Source organism: Pseudothauera hydrothermalis, assembly GCF_003345255.1.
In the GTDB taxonomy this organism is placed as follows: Bacteria; Pseudomonadota; Gammaproteobacteria; order Burkholderiales; family Rhodocyclaceae; genus Pseudothauera; species Pseudothauera hydrothermalis.
In genome coordinates, this window is the sequence record NZ_CP029331.1 from 2,932,906 (window position 1) to 2,950,960 (window position 18,055).

General features: G+C 66.7%; 22 protein-coding genes. 18 read left to right on the top strand and 4 right to left on the bottom strand.

The features are described 5' to 3' along the window. Nucleotides 1-14: 14 nt before the first annotated feature. The 6 genes from DIE29_RS13930 (at nucleotide 15) to cobJ (ending at nucleotide 4,832) form a co-directional block, all read left to right on the top strand. A complete protein-coding gene (locus DIE29_RS13930; RefSeq protein ID WP_162860646.1) occupies nucleotides 15-662 on the top strand; it encodes a VWA domain-containing protein in 648 nt (215 codons plus the stop codon). Nucleotides 663-692: 30 nt separating this feature from the next. Then, nucleotides 693-1,373, top strand: a complete 681-nt coding sequence (locus DIE29_RS13935; protein WP_102042904.1) for an energy-coupling factor ABC transporter permease — start codon at nucleotides 693-695, stop codon at nucleotides 1,371-1,373. 66 nt (nucleotides 1,374-1,439) lie between these two features. Continuing rightward, nucleotides 1,440-2,657, top strand: coding sequence for a cobalamin biosynthesis protein CobG (locus DIE29_RS13940; protein WP_114650173.1), 1,218 nt, complete (start codon nucleotides 1,440-1,442; stop codon nucleotides 2,655-2,657). Beyond that, a complete protein-coding gene (locus DIE29_RS13945; RefSeq protein WP_102042906.1) occupies nucleotides 2,657-3,286 on the top strand; it encodes a precorrin-8X methylmutase in 630 nt (209 codons plus the stop codon). The genes DIE29_RS13940 and DIE29_RS13945 overlap by 1 nt, the downstream gene beginning before the upstream one ends. Further along, nucleotides 3,283-4,071, top strand: coding sequence for a precorrin-2 C(20)-methyltransferase (gene cobI, locus DIE29_RS13950; RefSeq protein ID WP_205409745.1), 789 nt, complete (start codon nucleotides 3,283-3,285; stop codon nucleotides 4,069-4,071). Before DIE29_RS13945 ends, cobI begins: the two co-directional genes overlap by 4 nt. After that, nucleotides 4,068-4,832: a precorrin-3B C(17)-methyltransferase gene (gene cobJ / locus DIE29_RS13955; protein ID WP_114650174.1), complete on the top strand. Its 765-nt coding sequence runs from the start codon at nucleotides 4,068-4,070 to the stop codon at nucleotides 4,830-4,832. The genes cobI and cobJ overlap by 4 nt, the downstream gene beginning before the upstream one ends. On the opposite strand, the gene DIE29_RS13960 is transcribed toward cobJ, so the two are convergent. Further along, nucleotides 4,811-5,557 (bottom strand): cobalt-precorrin-6A reductase, encoded by a 747-nt coding sequence (locus DIE29_RS13960; RefSeq protein WP_102042908.1) that lies wholly within the window; start codon nucleotides 5,555-5,557, stop codon nucleotides 4,811-4,813. The genes cobJ and DIE29_RS13960 overlap by 22 nt on opposite strands. 19 nt (nucleotides 5,558-5,576) lie before the next feature. On the opposite strand from DIE29_RS13960, the gene cbiE reads away from it, so the two are divergent. From cbiE to cobF, 4 genes are read left to right on the top strand one after another with little or no spacing between them, the layout of a single operon-like run. Next, nucleotides 5,577-6,800, top strand: coding sequence for a precorrin-6y C5,15-methyltransferase (decarboxylating) subunit CbiE (gene cbiE / locus DIE29_RS13965; protein WP_102042909.1), 1,224 nt, complete (start codon nucleotides 5,577-5,579; stop codon nucleotides 6,798-6,800). Beyond that, the gene (locus DIE29_RS13970) at nucleotides 6,797-7,171 is read left to right on the top strand and encodes a cobalamin biosynthesis protein (protein ID WP_114650175.1); all 375 of its coding nucleotides are present in this window, start codon (nucleotides 6,797-6,799) and stop codon (nucleotides 7,169-7,171) included. Before cbiE ends, DIE29_RS13970 begins: the two co-directional genes overlap by 4 nt. After that, nucleotides 7,168-7,959, top strand: coding sequence for a precorrin-4 C(11)-methyltransferase (gene cobM / locus DIE29_RS13975; RefSeq protein ID WP_114650176.1), 792 nt, complete (start codon nucleotides 7,168-7,170; stop codon nucleotides 7,957-7,959). The genes DIE29_RS13970 and cobM overlap by 4 nt, the downstream gene beginning before the upstream one ends. A gap of 6 nt (nucleotides 7,960-7,965) precedes the next feature. Then, a complete protein-coding gene (cobF, locus tag DIE29_RS13980) occupies nucleotides 7,966-8,730 on the top strand; it encodes a precorrin-6A synthase (deacetylating) (protein WP_114650177.1) in 765 nt (254 codons plus the stop codon). 31 nt (nucleotides 8,731-8,761) lie between these two features. Here the strand turns inward: cobF and DIE29_RS13985 are convergent, their stop codons facing one another. Beyond that, nucleotides 8,762-9,571 carry an IclR family transcriptional regulator gene (locus DIE29_RS13985; protein ID WP_237269468.1) on the bottom strand — a complete coding sequence of 270 codons (810 nt, stop codon included), beginning with the start codon at nucleotides 9,569-9,571 and terminating at the stop codon, nucleotides 8,762-8,764. Nucleotides 9,572-9,731: 160 nt separating this feature from the next. Between DIE29_RS13985 and DIE29_RS13990 the strand changes: the two genes are divergently transcribed. The 6 genes from DIE29_RS13990 (at nucleotide 9,732) to maiA (ending at nucleotide 14,972) form a co-directional block, all read left to right on the top strand. Further along, the gene (locus tag DIE29_RS13990; RefSeq protein ID WP_114650179.1) at nucleotides 9,732-10,694 is read left to right on the top strand and encodes an MBL fold metallo-hydrolase; all 963 of its coding nucleotides are present in this window, start codon (nucleotides 9,732-9,734) and stop codon (nucleotides 10,692-10,694) included. Between the two features lie 103 nt (nucleotides 10,695-10,797). Continuing rightward, nucleotides 10,798-12,465, top strand: a complete 1,668-nt coding sequence (locus DIE29_RS13995) for an FAD-dependent oxidoreductase (protein ID WP_102042914.1) — start codon at nucleotides 10,798-10,800, stop codon at nucleotides 12,463-12,465. Nucleotides 12,466-12,479: 14 nt separating this feature from the next. Next, nucleotides 12,480-12,704 (top strand): DUF2783 domain-containing protein, encoded by a 225-nt coding sequence (locus DIE29_RS14000; RefSeq protein WP_102042915.1) that lies wholly within the window; start codon nucleotides 12,480-12,482, stop codon nucleotides 12,702-12,704. A gap of 55 nt (nucleotides 12,705-12,759) precedes the next feature. Then, entirely contained in the window at nucleotides 12,760-13,305 is a 546-nt protein-coding gene (locus tag DIE29_RS14005) for a VOC family protein (RefSeq protein WP_102042916.1), read from the top strand. Continuing rightward, entirely contained in the window at nucleotides 13,302-14,318 is a 1,017-nt protein-coding gene (locus DIE29_RS14010) for a fumarylacetoacetate hydrolase family protein (protein ID WP_102042917.1), read from the top strand. The genes DIE29_RS14005 and DIE29_RS14010 overlap by 4 nt, the downstream gene beginning before the upstream one ends. Nucleotides 14,319-14,327: 9 nt before the next feature. Then, nucleotides 14,328-14,972, top strand: coding sequence for a maleylacetoacetate isomerase (gene maiA / locus DIE29_RS14015; protein ID WP_102042918.1), 645 nt, complete (start codon nucleotides 14,328-14,330; stop codon nucleotides 14,970-14,972). Between the two features lie 25 nt (nucleotides 14,973-14,997). Here the strand turns inward: maiA and DIE29_RS14020 are convergent, their stop codons facing one another. Both DIE29_RS14020 and DIE29_RS14025 read right to left on the bottom strand, forming a co-directional pair. After that, entirely contained in the window at nucleotides 14,998-15,333 is a 336-nt protein-coding gene (locus DIE29_RS14020) for a DUF1840 domain-containing protein (protein ID WP_102042919.1), read from the bottom strand. 18 nt (nucleotides 15,334-15,351) lie between these two features. After that, nucleotides 15,352-15,909 carry a hypoxanthine-guanine phosphoribosyltransferase gene (locus DIE29_RS14025; protein WP_102043324.1) on the bottom strand — a complete coding sequence of 186 codons (558 nt, stop codon included), beginning with the start codon at nucleotides 15,907-15,909 and terminating at the stop codon, nucleotides 15,352-15,354. A 124-nt stretch (nucleotides 15,910-16,033) separates the two neighbouring features. Between DIE29_RS14025 and upp the strand changes: the two genes are divergently transcribed. Beyond that, on the top strand, nucleotides 16,034-16,666 hold the full coding sequence (upp, locus tag DIE29_RS14030) for a uracil phosphoribosyltransferase (RefSeq protein WP_102042920.1): 633 nt from the start codon (nucleotides 16,034-16,036) through the stop codon (nucleotides 16,664-16,666). An 85-nt stretch (nucleotides 16,667-16,751) separates the two neighbouring features. After that, complete coding sequence (locus tag DIE29_RS14035) at nucleotides 16,752-18,002, top strand: uracil-xanthine permease family protein (protein WP_114650180.1); 1,251 nt, start codon at nucleotides 16,752-16,754, stop codon at nucleotides 18,000-18,002. Nucleotides 18,003-18,055: the final 53 nt, after the last annotated feature.

Genomic DNA, 18,055 nt, shown 5'->3' on the forward strand with positions numbered 1-18,055 from the left:
CGGCGGCGCCCGGCTTGGGCGCTGGCGGACGCCTGCGCAACCCCACCCGCAGAAGGCGCTCGGCCGGCCACGGCGAAGGGCGTATCGACTGGGTGCGCACCCTGCTCGCCAAGGGCCCGGCGCGGCTTTGCCGCACCCATCTGCGTCACCGCCCGCCACCGGCAGGCAGCCTGACGCTGCACTGCCTGCTACTCGACTGCTCGGCGTCGATGCTGCGCGGCGGGCGCTTAGCGCGGGCCAAGGGCCTGCTGTTGGCGTGGACCGCAGCGCTGTACCGTCGCCGGGAAGCGCTCGCGGTCATCGGGTTTGCCGGCGAGCGCGCGCTGCTTTTGCAGCCTCCGGGCAAGGCGGTTGCCTTCAACGAGCGCTGGATCGCCGCCATCGCCGCGGGCGGCGCCACGCCCGCTGCGGCCGCGGTGGCGCTTGCCGACCGTGTGCTTGCGCAGTACCGGCGCCGCGCGCCAAACACACGTATCGCCCTGTGGCTACTGTCGGACGTGCGCTTTGCCTACCTGCCACCACCGCCGCAGCATGCCGACCACTCTACCGTGATCGATTTCGATGAGGGCCCGCGCGCCCTCGGCCGCGCGCTGCACCTGGCGCGCGCATGGAATGCGGACTACGTGTCCGCCTGTACGCTGGCTGCCCCGCGCAGCCGTTGAATCAACCCCTTGCAACCGAGGAGAAGCACAATGCATATCGAACCTGGAATCGTAGAGGGCGCCAAAATCATGCTCAGCTACGCCACCGCCACCGCTGCGCTGGGCTATACCGCCAAGCTCGCCGCCGACACCGTTGCCGAGGACGGCGCGGCCTCACTCGCGCTGCGCGCAACGCTGGCCAGCGTGCTGGTGTTTTGCTTTTTTGAGGTACTGCCGCACCACCCGGTGGGGGTATCGGAGGTGCACCTGATCCTTGGCTCCACCCTGTTGCTGCTGTTCGGAGTCGCCCCGGCAGCCATCGGGCTTGCCGCCGGGCTGCTGGCGCAGGGCCTGCTGTTTGCACCGGCCGACCTGCCGCAGTACGGCATCAACGTTACCACCTTGCTGGCACCGTTGTTTGCCACCGCTGCGCTGGCCCGTCGCATCATCCCGCCCCACACCGCTTATGTGGACATCAGCTACCGCCAAGCGCTGCAGCTCTCGGTGACCTATCAGGGCGGCATCGTCGCCTGGGTGGCCTTCTGGGCCCTTTACGGCCAAGGCATCGGCGCCGACAACTTGCAACAGGTGGCGACCTTTGGCGCGGCCTACATGAGCGTGGTGTTGCTCGAACCGCTCATCGACTTGGCGGTGCTTGCCGCGGCCAAGGCGCTCAACCGGCTCAAGGGCAGCATTGCGCTGGAAAAACGTCTGTACGAGTGCGCCCGCTGACACCGGGCCGCGCGCCAGCGGGCGGGTGCGCCAACATGCGCGCGCGCCTGGCCGGAGTTTTCCATCATGAGTTGTGTTCAACATCCGTCGCAGGCCGGCTCGCCGGCCAATGATGCACCCCGTATCCATGGCCGCTGCCCTGGCGCCTTGCGCCCGATGATCTCCGGCGATGGTCTGATCGTGCGCCTGCGCCCGCGCCTGGCGCGGCTCGCCCGCGCGCAAATCTTAGGCATTTGCGAAGCGGCCGAGCGCTTTGGCGCCGGGCTGATCGACCTGACCAGCCGGGCCAATCTGCAACTGCGCGGCGTTGCCGAATCGGCCTGGCGCGCTTTACTCGACAAGCTCGAGCCGCTCGGGCTATTGGACGATTCGGCAGAGCTGGAAGCGCGCCGCAACATCCTCATCGCGCCGGACTGGATGCCGGGCGACGATAACGTGCGCTTGGCCAATGAGCTGGTCGAACGGCTGGCCGAACTTCCCGCCCTGCCGGCCAAAATCGGCTTTGCCATCGACGCCGGCCCGGCCCCCTGCCTGCAACACGCGGCGGCCGACTTTCGCATCGAACGCGACACACACGGGACTCTCATTGTGCGCGCGGACGGTCGCCCCTGCGGGGTACCGGTTGCGGCCGGGCAGGCGGTCAGTGCTTTGATCGCGCTGGCCACCTGGTTCGTCGACAGCGGCGGGCCAGCGGTCGGGCGGATGGCGCGCCACCGCGCCCCGCTGCCGGCCTGGGCCGGCGGCGAACACGCGCCGGCGCCGGCACGGCCGATGCTGGCGCCGGGCGCACATCCTCTGGGCGTGGTCTGCACCCTGCCCTTTGGCCAGATCGCGGCCGCCCGCCTGGCGCAGGCGGTCAGCGCCTCGGGGGCGCAGGCAGTGCGGCTCACACCATGGCGGCGGGTGCTGTTCGAGGGGGCTGCCATGGGGGCGTGGTCGACGCTACTGGCACCGCAAGCGGATCACGACCCGTTGGCAGCCACCGGCTGGCAGATCGAAGCCTGCGCCGGCGCACCGCACTGTCCGCAGGCCAGCGTGCCGACACGGCCGCTGGCCCTGCAACTGATGGCGCTTGCGCGCCGAGGCAGCCTTCCCGCAGCGGGCGCCGGCGCTTTACGGGTGATTCATGTATCCGGCTGCGCAAAACGCTGCGCCTATCCGCACGCCGCCACGATCAACATCGTCGGCCGCGCCGGCGCCTTCGACCTTGGCTGGCAGGACGCCCCGCCGTCCTGCCTGGGACTTGACGCGAACGAGATCATTGCCCGTCTGGAGATCGGCTGATGCCTTATGTTTATGAAAAAGACGGTGCAGCCATTTACCGTCAATCCTTTGCCACCATTCGCGCCGAGGCCGCGCTCGGACGCTTTGCGGCCGATGAGGAACCGGTGGCGGTGCGTATGATTCACGCCGCCGGCATGGTCGAGTTGGCCGAACACATTGCGTTTTCGCCGGGTTTCGTGGGCGCCGCGCGCGATGCGCTGGCACGTGGCGCGCCCATTTTGTGCGACGCCCGCATGGTGTCCGAGGGGATTACCCGGACCCGTCTGCCGGCGGCCAACCCGGTGATTTGCACGTTGACCGATCCCGCAGTGCCGGCGCTCGCCGAGCGCTTGGGCACCTCCCGTTCGGCCGCTGCCCTGACCTTGTGGCGGCCGCTTTTGGCCGGCGCGGTGGTGGCCATCGGCAATGCGCCGACCGCGCTTTTTCATTTGCTGGAAATGCTGGAGGCGCCCGACTGCCCGCGGCCGGCGGCGATCATCGGCTGCCCGGTGGGTTTCGTCGGCGCCGTAGAGTCCAAAGCCGCCTTGTGGGCCGCGCGCCCGGCGCCATGTTGCGTGGTGCACGGCCGTCTGGGCGGCAGCGCAATCACCGTTGCCGCCATCAATGCCCTTGCGAGCACAAAAGAATGAACCTATTTGTCGAATCCGCCGCGATGCCGGCGACGCATTCGGATCCTGCGCCGCAACGCGCCGCCAGCGGCACCATTTACGGCGTGGGGCTTGGCCCCGGCGCCCAGGATCTGCTCAGCGTGCGCGCCGACCGCCTGGTGCGCGGCACCCGGCATGTGGCCTACTTTCGCAAAGCCGGCCGTGCCGGGCGGGCACGGCGCATCGTCGAGGGCATGCTGCGCGCGGACGCAGTCGAGTTGGCCATGGAGTACCCGGTGACCACCGAAATCGCCCTCGATGACCCGCGCTACAACCAAGTGCTGTCCGCCTTCTACACCGACTGCTGCACACGCCTGCGCAATATCGCCGCCGGGGGCGAAAACGTCGTCGTGCTGTGCGAAGGCGACCCTTTTTTCTACGGCTCTTTCATGCATCTCTACGCCCGTCTGCGGGGCGTGCTGCCGGTTAGCGTGGTGCCGGGCATCACCGGCATGTCGGGCGCCTGGACGGTGAGCGGCACCCCGATCACTTGGGGCGATGACACGCTCACCGTGCTGGTGGCAACCCTGCCCGAGGAGGCGCTCACCCGCCGTATCCGCGACGCCGATGCGCTGGTGGTGATGAAAGTGGGCCGCAACCTGCCCAAGCTGCGCCGCGCGGTGGCGGCCGCCGGACGCGAACACGAGGCGTGGCTGGTGGAGTGCGCCACCATGGCCGAAGAGCGGGTGTTGCGGCTGACCGAGGCGGATCGGGCCAGCCCGTATTTTTCCATCGTACTGATCCACGGCCGGGGGCGGCGGCCATGAAGGGCTGGCTGACCATTGCCGGACTGGGTCCGGGCGCGGCCGAGTTGATCACGCCCCAGGTCAGTGCTGCACTGGCGCAGGCCAGCGATCTGGTCGGCTATCTGCCCTACCTGAACCGCGTGCCGCCACGCGCCGGGCAGCAACGCCATGCTTCCGACAACCGCGAGGAACTGGCCCGCGCCCGTCAGGCCCTGCAGCTTGCCGCCGCAGGCCGGCAAGTGGTGGTAGTGTCATCCGGCGATCCCGGCGTATTCGCCATGGCGGCCGCGGTGTGCGAGGCGCTGGAAAACGGCCCGGCAAGCTGGGGGGAGATCGATGTACGGGTGCTGCCCGGTATCACCGCAATGCTGGCGGCCAGCGCGCGGGCCGGCGCGCCGCTGGGGCACGATTTTTGCGCCATCAACCTGTCCGACAATCTCAAGCCCTGGGCCTTGATCGAACGCCGGCTGCGCTTGGCGGCCGAGGCCGACTTTGCCATTGCGCTCTACAATCCGCGCTCCAAGGCCCGGCCACAGGGTTTTGCGCGGGCGCTGGCAATCTTACGCACCGCCTGCGGAGACGAGCGGCCGGTATTGTTTGCACGCGCGGTATTCACCCCGGAAGAGCGGCTCGAGGTGGTCACCCTCGGCCAGGCGCGCCCGGATATGGCCGACATGCGCACCCTGGTCATCGTCGGCTCCAGCCTCACTCGTCTGGTGCCGCGGCCGGCCGGTGCTCTGCTCTACACCCCACGTTCGGCTTACCCCGCAGGTGGGGTATGAGCCAGCCAGTCGAACACCGCCTCCACCGTGTGCACTTCGGCGCGTGCCGGCAGCAGCGGGCGCTCGATCATCAGCACCGGCACACCCAGGCTGCGGGCGGCCAACAACTTGGCGCGTGCGCCTTCACCGCCGGCGTTCTTGCAAACCACCAGGTCGATACGGTGGTGCTGAAGCACGGCGATGTCGCCATCCACGCTGAACGGGCCACGGTCGACCAGCACATGATGATCCGGCAGCGCGATGGGCTGGGCGGGCGGGTCGACCAGACGCAGCACATAGTGATGCTGCGGACAGGTGGCAAACTCGGCCAGATGCAGGCGCCCCAAGGCCAGCAAAATGCGCCGCGGCGGACCCGCCAGCACTGCCAGCGCGGCAGCGATGTCGGGCACCCGCTGCCAACGGTCACCCGCCTGCGGTACCCACGGCGGCCGGCTGAGGGCAAGCAGCGGCACGCCGGCCATGCGCGCTGCAGCCACCGCGTTGGCACTGATCTGCGCCGCGAAAGGGTGGGTGGCATCGATGAGATGGGTAATACGTTCATCGACCAGATAACGCGCCAGCCCTTCGACCCCGCCAAAACCGCCCACACGGGTCGGCAGCGGCTGGGGGCGCGGCGTTTTGACCCGTCCGGCATAACTGAAACAGGCGTCGATGCCGCGCGCGGCCAGCGCGCTGGCCAGCGCACTGGCCTCGGTGGTGCCGCCGAGCAACAACAGTTTAGGCATTCGAGCAGGATGAGCGGACATGGATGATCGGTGCAATGTTCCGTGGCTGACCATCGTAGGCATCGGTGAGGATGGCACGGCCGGTCTGTCGGCCGCAAGCCGGCAGGCCCTGCGCGCGGCCCAGGTGATCGTTGGCGCGCCCCGCCATCTCGGTCTGTTATCGGCCGATACGCAAATCGGCGCCGAGCGCATCGTCTGGCCCAGCCCTTTTTCCAGCGGCATCGAACGTGTGCTCGCGCTGCGCGGACGGCCGGTGGTGATGCTGGCCTCGGGCGACCCTTTCTGGTTTGGCGCAGGCAGCGTGATCGTCCGCCATCTGGCGCCCCACGAATGGACGGCGCTGCCGGCGCTTTCGGTATTCAGCCTGGCGGCAGCACGGCTGGGTTGGGCGCTGGAGCACTGCCTGTGCCTGGGCTTACACGCTGCACCTTTTGAGCGCCTGCGGCCGCAGCTGGCACCCGGTGTACGCGCACTGGTGCTGGTGCGCGACGGCGCGGCGGTCGGCGAACTGGCCGCCTGGCTGAACGCACTGGGCTTCGGTCCCAGCAACCTCTATGTGCTCGAGGCGCTGGGCGGGCCGAATGAACGGGTGCGCCGCACGACTGCGGCAGACTATGCGCTGCACGATGTACGCCACCCGGTCACGGTCGGTATCGAGGCGGCGAGCGCGCCGAACACGGTGGTCCTACCCCATGTTGCGGGGCTGCCGGATGCGCTGTTCGAGCACGACGGCCAACTGACCAAGCGGCCGCTGCGTGCGCTCACCCTGTCTGCGCTTGCACCACGCCCAGGCGAGCGCTTGTGGGACATCGGCGCCGGCTCGGGATCGGTGGGCATCGAATGGCTGCTGTCGCACCCGGCCAACCAGGCGATCGCCTTCGAAGCCGATCCGGTACGCGCCGAGCGCGCGCGCCGCAATGCGCAGGCGCTGGGCGCCGACCGCCTGCAGATGGTCATCGGGCACGCGCCCGCTGCCTTGGATGGGCAGCCGGCGCCGGATGCAGTGTTCATTGGCGGCGGGCTGTCGGAGGCGCTGCTGGAGTGCGTATGGCAACGACTGTCGCCCGGTGCGCGCCTGGTGGCCAATGCGGTGACGCTCGAATCGGAGTCTGTGCTGGCGCGCTGGCACGCGGCACACGGCGGTCAACTATTGCGGGTGGAAATCGCCGAAGCGGCCCCGCTGGGCAGCCGACGCGGCTGGAAGGCGGCCTATCCGCTGGTGCAATGGAGCGTGTGCCGATGATCGTGGCGGGCTTTGGTTGCCGCGCCGCGGCCACCCCCGCGGCCTTACAGGGCGCCTTACAAGCTGCGTGTGCGCGGCTGCCCGGCGGCGCCCGACTGGCCGCCCTGGCCGCGCCGACCGACCGTCTCGCCCAGCTCGCCCCGCTGGCGGCTGCGTTGCAGATACCGCTCGTCGCGGTCGATCGGGACGCATTGCGCCGACAACAGACGCCCACCCGCTCCCCGCGCTGCCTGGCCGCGCGCGGCTGCGGCAGCGTAGCCGAGGCGGCCGCGCTGTATGCCGCCGGCAAGGGCGCACGCCTTTTGGTGCTCCGGCAGTTTTCCCCTGACCGCACAGCCACCTGTGCGATGGCCATCGGAGAGTGTGCATGACCGTTCATTTCATCGGCGCCGGCCCCGGCGCACCCGACCTACTAACTTTGCGCGGCCGCGACCTGATTGCCGCCAGCCCGGTCTGTCTGTATGCCGGTTCGCTGATACCCGAGGCGGTGCTGGCCCATTGCCCGCCGGGCGCGCGCCTGGTCAATACCGCAGCGTTATCGCTGGACGACATCATTGCCGAGTGCGCCCAGGCCCACGCCCAGGGGCTGGACGTGGCCCGCCTGCATTCGGGCGATTTGTCGGTGTGGTCGGCCATGGGAGAGCAGTTGCGCCGTTTGCGTGCGCTGGACATCCCATACACGGTCACCCCCGGCGTGCCGGCTTTTGCCGCAGCCGCGGCCAGTCTGGGTGCGGAACTCACCTTACCGGGCATCGCCCAATCGGTGGTGCTGACCCGCACCCCGGGGCGCGCCAGCGCCATGCCCGAGGGCGAGCGCCTGACGCAGTTTGCGCAAACCGGCGCCACGCTGGCCATCCATTTGTCGATTCACAAATTAGCCGAGATCGCCGCCGAACTCGCACCGATTTATGGCCACACCTGCCCGGTGGCTGTGGTCTGGCGGGCAAGCTGGCCGGATCAACGCATCGTACGCGCCACGCTGGCCACCATCGCCGCCGCGGTCGATACCCGTATCGAGCGTACGGCGCTGATCCTGGTAGGGCGGGCGCTGGCGGCCGAGGGTTTCGATGACAGCCGGCTGTACGCACCCGACTATGTGCGCCGGTTCCGTCCGCGCTCGGCCACCGCGGCGGACCATGCCGGCCAGCCCGAGGACTGAGCCGATATGGCCAAAGCGCTGGAGCTTCACCTGGTCGGCATTGGCACCGGCAACCCCGACCATCTGACCCTGGCTGCCATCGCAGCGCTCAACGAGGCAGACCTGATTCTGCTGCCGCGCAAGGGCGAGGACAAAACGGACCTGATCGACCTACGCCGCGCGATCTGCGATCGGGTGCTGCACCGCCCGGTGCGCATCGTTGAATTCGACTTGCCGGTGCGCGCGGCCGACGGCGATTACCTGGCGGCGGTCAACCAATGGCATGACGCCATTGCCGACGCATGGCTGCATCAAATCGCCACCCATCTGCCGGCCGGTGGCCGGGTGGCACTGTTGGTCTGGGGCGATCCGTCGCTCTATGACAGCAGCCTGAGAATCGCCGCACGGGTCAAGGCCCGCCGCGGCGCGTTGGCAGTGCGCGTGGTGCCGGGCATCACCAGCGTGCAGGCGCTGACTGCCGCGCACCGCATTGCACTCAACGAACTGGCCGAACCGGTCCTCTTGACCACCGGCCGCCGGCTGCGCGAGCGCGGTTGGCCGCGCGAGGCGGACACCGTGGTGGTGATGCTCGATGCAGCCTGCGCGTTCCAAACGCTCGACCCGCAGGCGCTTTACATCTGGTGGGGGGCCTATCTGGGTCTGCCGCAGCAGGCGCTCGCCTGCGGGCCGCTGGCGGCCGTGGCCGGCGACATCGTGCGCCGGCGCGCGCAATTGCGCCAGCAGCACGGCTGGATTATGGATATCTATTTGCTGCGGCGCATGCGCACATAGCGCAGGGCAGAGCCGCCCGGCCGCTGGCAAACTACCCCGCGGTATGCCCCAGGCGCTGGCAGATGGCCGCGGCGCAGGCGCGGACCTTGCGCGCAGTCTCGCCTTGCCAGTCGGGGTCGAAGGTGTCGGCCGGCCCCATGGCGGTGATCGCCAGCGCCAGATTGCCGCTGCTGTCGAACACCGGCGCGGAAAACGCGTTGATGCCGGGAATCGGGTGGCCCACCGCGCGTGCCATGCCATGCTGGCGGACTTCGGCGACGATCTCGTCCACGTGGCGGCGCGACAGGCGCAACGCCGCCTGCGGAGTGGCGGCAAACTGGACCAGTTCCTTTTCCAGGATGGGCTGGGTGATGCGCGCCGGCAGGAAGGTGGCAAACACCCGGCCGGTGGCCGACAACAGCAGTGGGGTCATGACCGTGCCGGGACGCATATTCACATGAATCTGCTTACTGCTTTCCTCGATGCGCACAATGGTGGGACCGTGATTGCCCCACACCGCAATGGCCACGTTGAGTTCGATTTCGTCGGCCAGCCGCGCCGCCTCGATGGTGGCCGCGCGCAGCGGGTCCAGCCCATGCAGGGCGGTCAGCCCCATTTGCAGTGAAAACGGTCCCAGGCCGTAACGCCCGGTGAGCGGGTCCTGCTCGATCAGGCCAAGTTTGCCAAAGCTGACCAGATAGGGATGCGCTTTGGCCGGCGGCATGCCGGCTGCGCGCGCCAGATCTTTGAGCATCATCGGCGCGCCGTGGCGCACCAGCGCCTGCAGCAGTGCACCGCCTACTTCGATGGACTGGATGCCGCGGCGCTCCGCGCCGCGATTGCCATTACGTTCGTCTTCCAAATCAGCCTCTTGCACTGGGTGGGTGGTTGGGCGGCGGGCATCATAACAGCTGCCGCGCATCGTTTTGCCGACGCATTGATTTGACAATAGCGAATTTATTGACCATTGCCAAATCATCAACTAGGATGCCTCCATCGCTGAGCTTACGAGGAGTCATCGAATGCAAGCCAAGGCTTTCGCCTCCCAGGCAGACCTGGAAGAAAAGCGCATCAGTTGGGAAAAACTGTCTGACAACGCCTATGCCTACACCGCCGAGGGCGACCCGAACACCGGGGTGATCATCGGCGACGATGCGGTGATGATCGTCGACGCCACCGCCACCCCGGTGATGGCCCAAGGCGTGATCGCCAAAGTGCGCGAAGTCACCGACCTGCCGATCAAGTACGTGGTGCTCACCCACTACCATGCGGTGCGTGTGCTGGGCGCCTCGGGCTACAAAGACGAGGGGCTGCAACAGATCATCGCCAGTCAGGACACCTATGAGCTGATCGTCGAGCGCGGCCAGCAGGATATGGCGTCCGAGATCGGCCGTTTTCCGCGCTTGTTTCGCGCCGTGGAAAGCGTGCCGGGGCTGACCTGGCCCACGCTCACTTTCAAGGGCGAAATGACCCTCTGGCTGGGCAAGCTCGAAGTCAAAATCGCCCAGCTCGGTCGTGGCCATACCAAGGGCGACACCATCGTTTATCTGCCGTCGCAATCGATCTGTTTTTCCGGCGACCTGGTGGAAGCCGAGGCCGCCTGCTACACCGGCGATGCGTATTTGGCCGACTGGCCGCAGACGCTGGACAAATTGGCCGCCATGAACTTCCAGAAGCTGGTTCCGGGGCGCGGTCCGGCGCTGATGACTCCCGAGCGGGTTGCCGCCGGTCTGGCCTACACCCGCGACTTCGTGACCACGCTGTATCAGAGCGCCCAGGAAGCGGTGGCCCAGGGCTATGACCTGAAAGCGGCCATGACGCACACCCGCAAGAACATGGACCCGAAGTTCGGCCACGTCTTCATCTACGAGCATTGCCTGCCCTTTGACGTCACCCGCGCCTTCGATGAAGCCAGCGGCATCCGCGATCCGCGCATCTGGACAGCGGAGCGCGACCAGCAAATGTGGCATGCGCTGCAGGAGTGAGCGCCCGCGCCACGCGAATCCGCCCAACAGGGTTGATTGACGCATCCCGGCACACACGCCCGCCAGAAGGCGACCGGGGCTGACACGACAAGGAGGAGACACCGTGCTGAGCACGTATCGATATCCCAAGTACGCCTACCGGCGCCCGCCGGAGGTGGCTGAAGCCCGTGCGGGGCATTATCCGGTGGTGGTGGTGGGCGCCGGCCCGGTGGGGCTGGCTGCCGCCATCGATTTAGGCATGCAGGGCACCCCGGTGCTGCTGCTCGACGACGACGACACCGTCTCCATCGGTTCGCGCGGCGTGTGTTACGCCAAGCGTGCGCTGGAGGTGCTGGACCGTTTGGGCTGCGGCGAGGAGATGGTGGAAAAAGGCGTGTCCTGGAATGTGGGCCGCACCTTCTTCCGCGAGCAAGAGGTCTTCAACTTCAACCTCTGCCCGGAACCGGACCACCACCGCCCGGGCATGATCAACTTGCAGCAGTACTATTTGGAAGAGTACATGGTGCGCCGCGCCCAGGCGCTGGGCAACATCGACCTGCGCTGGAAAAACAAGGTGATTGCGGTCACCCCCGGCGATGACAAAGTCACACTACGGGTCGAGACCCCTGACGGCGCCTACACGCTCGGCTGCGACTGGCTGATCGTCGCCGACGGTGCGCGCTCACCCATCCGCCACATGCTGGGACTGGAAGTGGAAGGCAAGATTTTCATGGACCGCTTCCTGATTGCCGATGTGGTGATGAAGGCCGACTACCCGGCCGAGCGCTGGTTCTGGTTCGATCCGCCCTTTCACCCCGGCCAGTCGGTATTGCTGCACAAACAGGCCGACAATGTTTGGCGTATCGACTTTCAGCTCGGCTGGGATGTGGACCCGGAAGAAGAAAAGAAGCCGGAAAAGGTCATCCCGCGCATCCAAGCGATGCTCGGCGATGAGCGCGAATTCGAGCTCGAATGGGTCAGCGTCTATACCTTTCAATGTCGCCGCATGAACGATTTTCGCCACGGCCGGGTGCTGTTCGTCGGCGATGCAGCGCACCAGGTCTCACCCTTCGGCGCTCGCGGGGCCAACTCCGGTATTCAAGACACCGACAATCTGGTGTGGAAGCTCAAACTGGTCATGGAGGGCAAGGCGCCGCCCGCGCTGCTCGACACCTATTCGGCCGAACGCACTTTTGCGGCCGACGAAAACATCATGAACTCGACCCGCTCGACCGATTTCATCACCCCCAAGAGCGCGGTCAGCAAGACCTTCCGTAACGCGGTGCTGAGCCTGGCCGAGCGCTATCCGTTTGCCCGCGCGCTGGTCAATTCCGGACGGCTGTCGGTGCCCAGCTTTTTGACCGCATCGGCGCTCAACACCCCGGATACCGACACCTTTGCCGGCCACATGGTGCCCGGCGCACCGATGGACGACGCCCCGGTGAGCACCGCCGACGGCCAGCAATGGCTGCTTGAGCTGCTCGGCAACCGTTTCCAGCTACTGTACTACCTGGATGACGCCAGCGCGCTGGAGGCCGCCACCGCCGGCACGCTTTCCGGTCTGGCCGACGGACCGATTCCGATCCAACCCCTGGTGGTGGCCGAGCGCGGACGTGCGCCGATGGGACTTGCCACGGTCATCGACACCAAAGGCCGCATCCGCGAACGTTACGATCTGCAGCCGGGCACGGTCTATCTGGTCCGCCCCGATCAGCATGTCGTCGCGCGCTGGCGCAGGCTGGATGCTGCCGCAGTGCGCGCAGCGCTCGCCCGTGCCACCTGCAACGCGTAAAGGAGCCTGTCACCATGGCACTGAACACCCAACCCAACTTCTTCGAGCCAGGCCGCCAATACTTCCGCAGCTTCAGCCCCGGCGACGACTTCTACGAACTTTTGATCGACACCCACCGCGATCTCACCGACGCCCAAAGCGCGCAGGTCAACGCCCGCCTGATTCTGCTGCTGGCCAACCACATCGGCGACATCGCGGTGCTACGCGAAGCCATGCAGATCGCCCGCGAGGGCGTCTGATCGACCGCGCCCGCCCCTTGCTGCGGGCGCACTCCGCCTGACTGGAGGTTTCCCCATGCTGATCAAAAAGATTCACCATGTTGCCTACCGCTGCAAAGACGCGCTGGAGACCGCGCGCTGGTACGAAAAGCATCTGGACATGAAGCTGGTGCTGTCCATCGCCGAAGACGCGGTGCCGTCGACCGGCGAGCCGGACCCCTACATGCACATCTTTCTCGATGCCGGCGGCGGCAACATCCTGGCTTTTTTTGAACTCCCCACCCGTGCGCCGATGGGCCGCGACCCCAACACCCCGGCCTGGACCCAGCACCTGGCGCTGGAAGTCGAATCGGTCGAGGTGCTGCTAGCCACCAAAGCCCGTCTGGAAGCCGCCGGTATCGAGGTGGTCGGACCCACCGATCACGCGCTGTTCCAGTCCATTTACTTTTATGATCCCAACGGTCATCGTCTGGAACTGGCCGCCAACACCTTGCGCCCGGGCATGCTGGAAGCGCTCGACAAGGTCAAGTGGGAGATGCTGGACGAATGGTCCCGGACCAAGAAAGCCCCCCGGCACGCCGCCTGGATGCATGACGGCCGCTACAAGGAGATGTTCAATTGAAACTTGCCACCCTCAAGCACGGCGGACGCGACGGCACGCTGGTCGTGGTCAACCGCGACCTGACCCGCTGCCAGACCGTGGGCGGCATTGCGCGCACGCTGCAGGCCGCGCTGGATGACTGGGACGAGATCGCCCCGCAGCTGGAGCTGGTCTACGACATGCTCAACGGCGGCCACGCCCGCCACGCCATGCCCTTCGAGGCGGCAATGTGCCATTCGCCGCTGCCGCGGGCCTACCAGTGGGCGGACGGATCGGCTTACATCAACCATGTGGAGCTGGTGCGCCGCGCGCGCGGCGCCGAGCTGCCGCCGGAGTTTCACACCGACCCGCTGATGTACCAGGGCGGCTCGGACAGCTTCGTCGGCCCGCGCGACGACATCCTTGTCGCCAGCGAGGACTGGGGCATCGACTTCGAGGCCGAAGTCGCGGTCATCACCGGCGATGTGCCCATGGGCGCCAGCCCGGAGCAATGCGCCGGCGCCATCCGCCTGCTGATGCTGGTCAATGACGTCTCTTTGCGCAACCTGATCCCGGCCGAATTGGCCAAGGGCTTCGGCTTTTTCCAGTCCAAGCCGGCCTCGGCCTTCAGCCCGGTGGCGGTCACCCCGGACGAACTGGGTGTAGCCTGGCGCGACGGCAAAGTGCACCGTCCGCTGGAGGTCGAACTCAACGGGCAACCTTTCGGCAAACCGAACGCCGGGGTGGATATGACGTTTTCCTTCCCGCAACTGATCGCCCATGCCGCCAAAACCCGTGAGCTGGAAGCCGGCTCCATCATCGGCTCGGGCACGGTGTCCAACAAACAGGGTGGGCTGCACGGCTCCAGCATTGCCAACGGCGGGGTGGGCTATTGCTGCCTGGCCGAGCTACGCATGTACGAGACCATCGAAGGCGGCAAGCCGCTCACCCCTTTCATGCGCTTTGGCGACCGGGTCAAGATCGAGATGCACGACGAGCGTGGGCAAAGCATCTTCGGCGCCATCGAACAAAAGGTGGCGCCGCTGGCGCGCTGAACCGATGCCATGAAGCTCTATACCTACTTCCGCTCTTCGGCCGCCTACCGGGTGCGCATTGCGCTCCACCTCAAGGGCCTGCCCTATGAGGCGGTGCCGGTGCACTTGGTGCGCAACGGCGGCGAGCACCGGCAGCCGGACTACTTGGCCTTGAACCCGGCCGGACTGGTGCCCGCGCTGGAAGACCGCGGCCAGGTGCTCACCCAGTCGCTGGCGATCATCGAATACCTGGACGAGACCTATCCTGCGCCTGCGCTTTTGCCCGGCGACGCTTTGAACCGGGCGCGCATCCGCGCGCTGGCCCAGGCCATCGCCTGCGACATCCATCCGATCAACAACCTGCGCGTGCTGCAATACCTGAGCCGTGAGCTGGGCGTGACGGACGAACAGAAAAACACCTGGTACCGCCACTGGGTGGAGAGCGGGCTTGCCGCGGTGGAAGCGATGTTGCAGCAGCCGCCGCGCAGCGGGCGCTTTTGCGTGGGCGACACACCGACGCTGGCCGACGTCTGCCTGGTGCCACAGGTGTTCAATGCGCGCCGCTTCAACTGCAACACCGCCCACATCCCCACGGTGATGCGCATCGTCGACGCCTGCGAGGCGCTGGAAGCCTTCCGGCGGGCGGCGCCGGCCAACCAGCCGGATGCCGAATGACCCCTGTCGACCCGCCGCAAGGCCCTCACACCCCCCAGACCACCGGCACCGCCTCCTTGATCGAATACTCCAGCATTTCCAGCAACGGCCAGGCGCGCTGCGCAAAATTCACCGGCGCGCCGATGCCGGTGCGGCCGTCCGCACGCGCCTGCGCCTCATCTTCTTCGGGCTGGGCTGCGGCACGCGCTTTCTCTTCTTCGATCAATACCCGCAAGCGGGCGGCCGCTTCCGGCAACTGCGCCACGGTAATGATTCCCTTGGGCGCTTCCGGGTCCTTGCCGATGGCGGCAATCAGCTTTTTGGCCACGTCGCCGAACATGATCACATCGGCCGCAGCATCGGATTTGAATACGATCAGCATGTCACACTCCAGGCGTATTCACAGCCCTTTGACCGCGTAAATACCCGGTGCGTTGCGCCAGTACCCCTGGTAATCCATGCCACAGCCGAACAGGAAGCGGTCGGGCATCTCCAACCCGGTGAAATCCGCCCGCATGCCCGGATAGGCTTTGCGATCGTGCAGCTTGTGCACCAGCACCGCAGACAGCACCTCGCGCGCGCCTTCTGCACGCAGGTGCTCGATGATCGCCGCCAGGGTGTGACCTTCGTCCAGGATATCGTCCAGCACCAGCACACTGCGGTTGCGCAAATCCTGGGTGGGCCGCACCCGCCAGTCCAGTAGCGTGCCCTGAGTGGCCAAGCCGTAACGGGTGGCATGCAGGTAGGCGGTTTCCAGCGCAAAAGGCAGGCGCGGCAACAGACGGCCGGCGAAAATCAGCCCGCCGTTCATGACCGTGTAGATCAGCGGATTGCTGCGCGCCAGCCGCGCGCTGATCTCCCCCGCCATGCGGTCCAGCGCCACCTCCACCGCCGCCGCATCGGCCAGGCAATCGGCCTCGTCGCGGGCACGGATGATTTCATTCAGATCAACGGCCATGGCCTCCCCTTTTTCCACCGTGGTTATCGAGAGCGCGGAATTCTAGCCCGCCTCTGGAGCGGGCCGCGCACCATGCTGCAGTAGTACACTGTCGCCCGTTCATCAACCCGCACGATCCGCTTCCATGCCCATTCTGCAAATCTCCCACCCCCTTGTCCGTCACAAAATCGGCCTGATGCGTGAAGCGGACATCAGCACCAAGAAGTTTCGCGAACTCACCGCCGAACTGGCCCGCCTGCTGGCCTACGAGGCGTGCAAGGATTTTCCGCTGGAGAAGGTCACCCTCACCGGGTGGGCAGGGCCGGTGGAGGTGGAGCAGATCAAGGGCAAGAAGGTCACCGTGGTGCCCATCCTGCGCGCCGGCCTGGGCATGCTCGATGGCGTGCTGGACATGATCCCGAGCGCCAAGGTGAGCGTGGTGGGGATTTCGCGCGACGAGGAAACCTTGCAGCCGGCGCCTTACTTCGAGAAGTTCGTCGGCCACCTGGGCGAGCGCATGGCGCTGATCATCGACCCCATGCTGGCCACCGGGGGGTCGCTGGCGGCCACCTGCGACATGCTCAAGCGCAAAGGCTGCACACAAATCCGCGCCCTGGTGCTGGTGGCGGCCCCCGAGGGCATCGCGCTGATGGCCGAGCGCCATCCGGACGTCGACATCTACACCGCCAGCATAGACAGCCACCTGAATGAACAGGGCTACATCATCCCCGGCCTGGGCGATGCCGGCGACAAAATCTTCGGCACCAAGCACAACTGACCGACCGCAACACCCGCATCCCGCCTGCAGCACACGCTGCCTACAAAAACAGATGATCGCCCGCGCGGGCGAACGGAGAACACGCATGCGAGAAATTCCGATCCAGGCCGCCGAGCCGCTCTGGCGGCAGGCGGTCGCCGGCGGCCAGATCCTTTTCGTGGCCTTCGGCGCGCTGGTACTGGTACCGCTACTGACCGGTCTGAATCCCAGCATGGCCCTGCTGGGCGCCGGTGTCGGCACTTTGTTGTTCCAACTGGCAACCGGCCGCCAGGTCCCGATCTTTCTGGGTTCCAGCTTCGCTTTCATCGCCCCCATCGTGTACAGCATGCAGACCTGGGGGCTGTCGGCCACGATGGGCGCGCTGGCCTGCGTGAGCCTGGTGTATTTCGTGTTCTCCGGCCTGGTGTGGAAGCACGGTGCACAGATCGTGCACCGTTTCATGCCGCCGGTGGTGATCGGCCCTATCATCATGATCATCGGCCTGTCGCTGGCCGCGGTAGCGGTGAACATGGCGATGGGGCGCACCGGCGACGGCGCGGCGGAACTGGTGCCGTACCCCAGCGCGCTGGCGGTGGCCACAGTCGCCTTTGGCACCACGGTGGCGGTGGCGGTGTTCGCGCGCGGCTTTCTGCGGCTGGTACCGATTTTGGCAGGCGTGGCGGCCGGCTACGTGGCAGCAGCCGCCTTCGGTCTGGTGGATTTTTCCAAAGTCCATGCAGCACCCTGGTTTGCCGTGCCCGACTTTGTGGCGCCGAGCTTTGAATGGGCGGCCATTCTGTTCATGCTGCCGGTGGCGCTGGCGCCTGCCATCGAGCATGTTGGCGATGTGGTGGCCATTGGCGGAGTGACCGGCAAAGACTATACCGATCAGCCCGGCCTGCATCGCACCTTGGCCGGCGACGGCCTGGGCGTGCTGTTCGCCGGCCTGATCGGCGGGCCACCGATCACCACGTATTCGGAAGTCACCGGCGCGGTCACGCTGACCAAAAACTACAACCCGGCGATCATGACTTGGGCGGCGATTTTTGCCATCGCCCTGGCCTTCGTCGGCAAATTCAACGCCTTTTTGCAGTCCATTCCGGTGCCGGTGATGGGTGGCATCATGATGCTACTGTTCGGCTCGGTGGCCAGCGTGGGGCTGAAGACGCTGATCGGCGCGCGCACCGACCTGGACGAGCCGCGCAATCTGGTCATCGTCTCTACGGTGCTGGTCATCGGCATCGGTGGCCTGGCGCTCAACTTCGACGGTCTCACGCTGCAGGGCGTGAGTCTGTGCGGCATCGTTGCGGTGCTGCTCAACCTCCTGCTGCCGGCACAACGCAGCGGGAGATGCTGATGATGGCAGGCTTTCCGCCGCCCGTGCTATAAAACCGGCGCTGCCGGAAGCGG

Coding starts and splice junctions, on each gene's coding strand:
- DIE29_RS13935 (WP_102042904.1), top strand. CDS start 693: ATGCATATCGAACCTGGAATCGTAGAGGGCGCCAAAATCATGCTCAGC.
- DIE29_RS13940 (WP_114650173.1), top strand. CDS start 1,440: ATGAGTTGTGTTCAACATCCGTCGCAGGCCGGCTCGCCGGCCAATGAT.
- DIE29_RS13945 (WP_102042906.1), top strand. CDS start 2,657: ATGCCTTATGTTTATGAAAAAGACGGTGCAGCCATTTACCGTCAATCC.
- cobI (WP_205409745.1), top strand. CDS start 3,283: ATGAACCTATTTGTCGAATCCGCCGCGATGCCGGCGACGCATTCGGAT.
- cobJ (WP_114650174.1), top strand. CDS start 4,068: ATGAAGGGCTGGCTGACCATTGCCGGACTGGGTCCGGGCGCGGCCGAG.
- DIE29_RS13960 (WP_102042908.1), bottom strand. CDS start 5,557: ATGCCTAAACTGTTGTTGCTCGGCGGCACCACCGAGGCCAGTGCGCTG.
- cbiE (WP_102042909.1), top strand. CDS start 5,577: ATGGATGATCGGTGCAATGTTCCGTGGCTGACCATCGTAGGCATCGGT.
- DIE29_RS13970 (WP_114650175.1), top strand. CDS start 6,797: ATGATCGTGGCGGGCTTTGGTTGCCGCGCCGCGGCCACCCCCGCGGCC.
- cobM (WP_114650176.1), top strand. CDS start 7,168: ATGACCGTTCATTTCATCGGCGCCGGCCCCGGCGCACCCGACCTACTA.
- cobF (WP_114650177.1), top strand. CDS start 7,966: ATGGCCAAAGCGCTGGAGCTTCACCTGGTCGGCATTGGCACCGGCAAC.
- DIE29_RS13990 (WP_114650179.1), top strand. CDS start 9,732: ATGCAAGCCAAGGCTTTCGCCTCCCAGGCAGACCTGGAAGAAAAGCGC.
- DIE29_RS14000 (WP_102042915.1), top strand. CDS start 12,480: ATGGCACTGAACACCCAACCCAACTTCTTCGAGCCAGGCCGCCAATAC.
- DIE29_RS14005 (WP_102042916.1), top strand. CDS start 12,760: ATGCTGATCAAAAAGATTCACCATGTTGCCTACCGCTGCAAAGACGCG.
- maiA (WP_102042918.1), top strand. CDS start 14,328: ATGAAGCTCTATACCTACTTCCGCTCTTCGGCCGCCTACCGGGTGCGC.
- DIE29_RS14020 (WP_102042919.1), bottom strand. CDS start 15,333: ATGCTGATCGTATTCAAATCCGATGCTGCGGCCGATGTGATCATGTTC.
- DIE29_RS14025 (WP_102043324.1), bottom strand. CDS start 15,909: ATGGCCGTTGATCTGAATGAAATCATCCGTGCCCGCGACGAGGCCGAT.
- upp (WP_102042920.1), top strand. CDS start 16,034: ATGCCCATTCTGCAAATCTCCCACCCCCTTGTCCGTCACAAAATCGGC.
- DIE29_RS14035 (WP_114650180.1), top strand. CDS start 16,752: ATGCGAGAAATTCCGATCCAGGCCGCCGAGCCGCTCTGGCGGCAGGCG.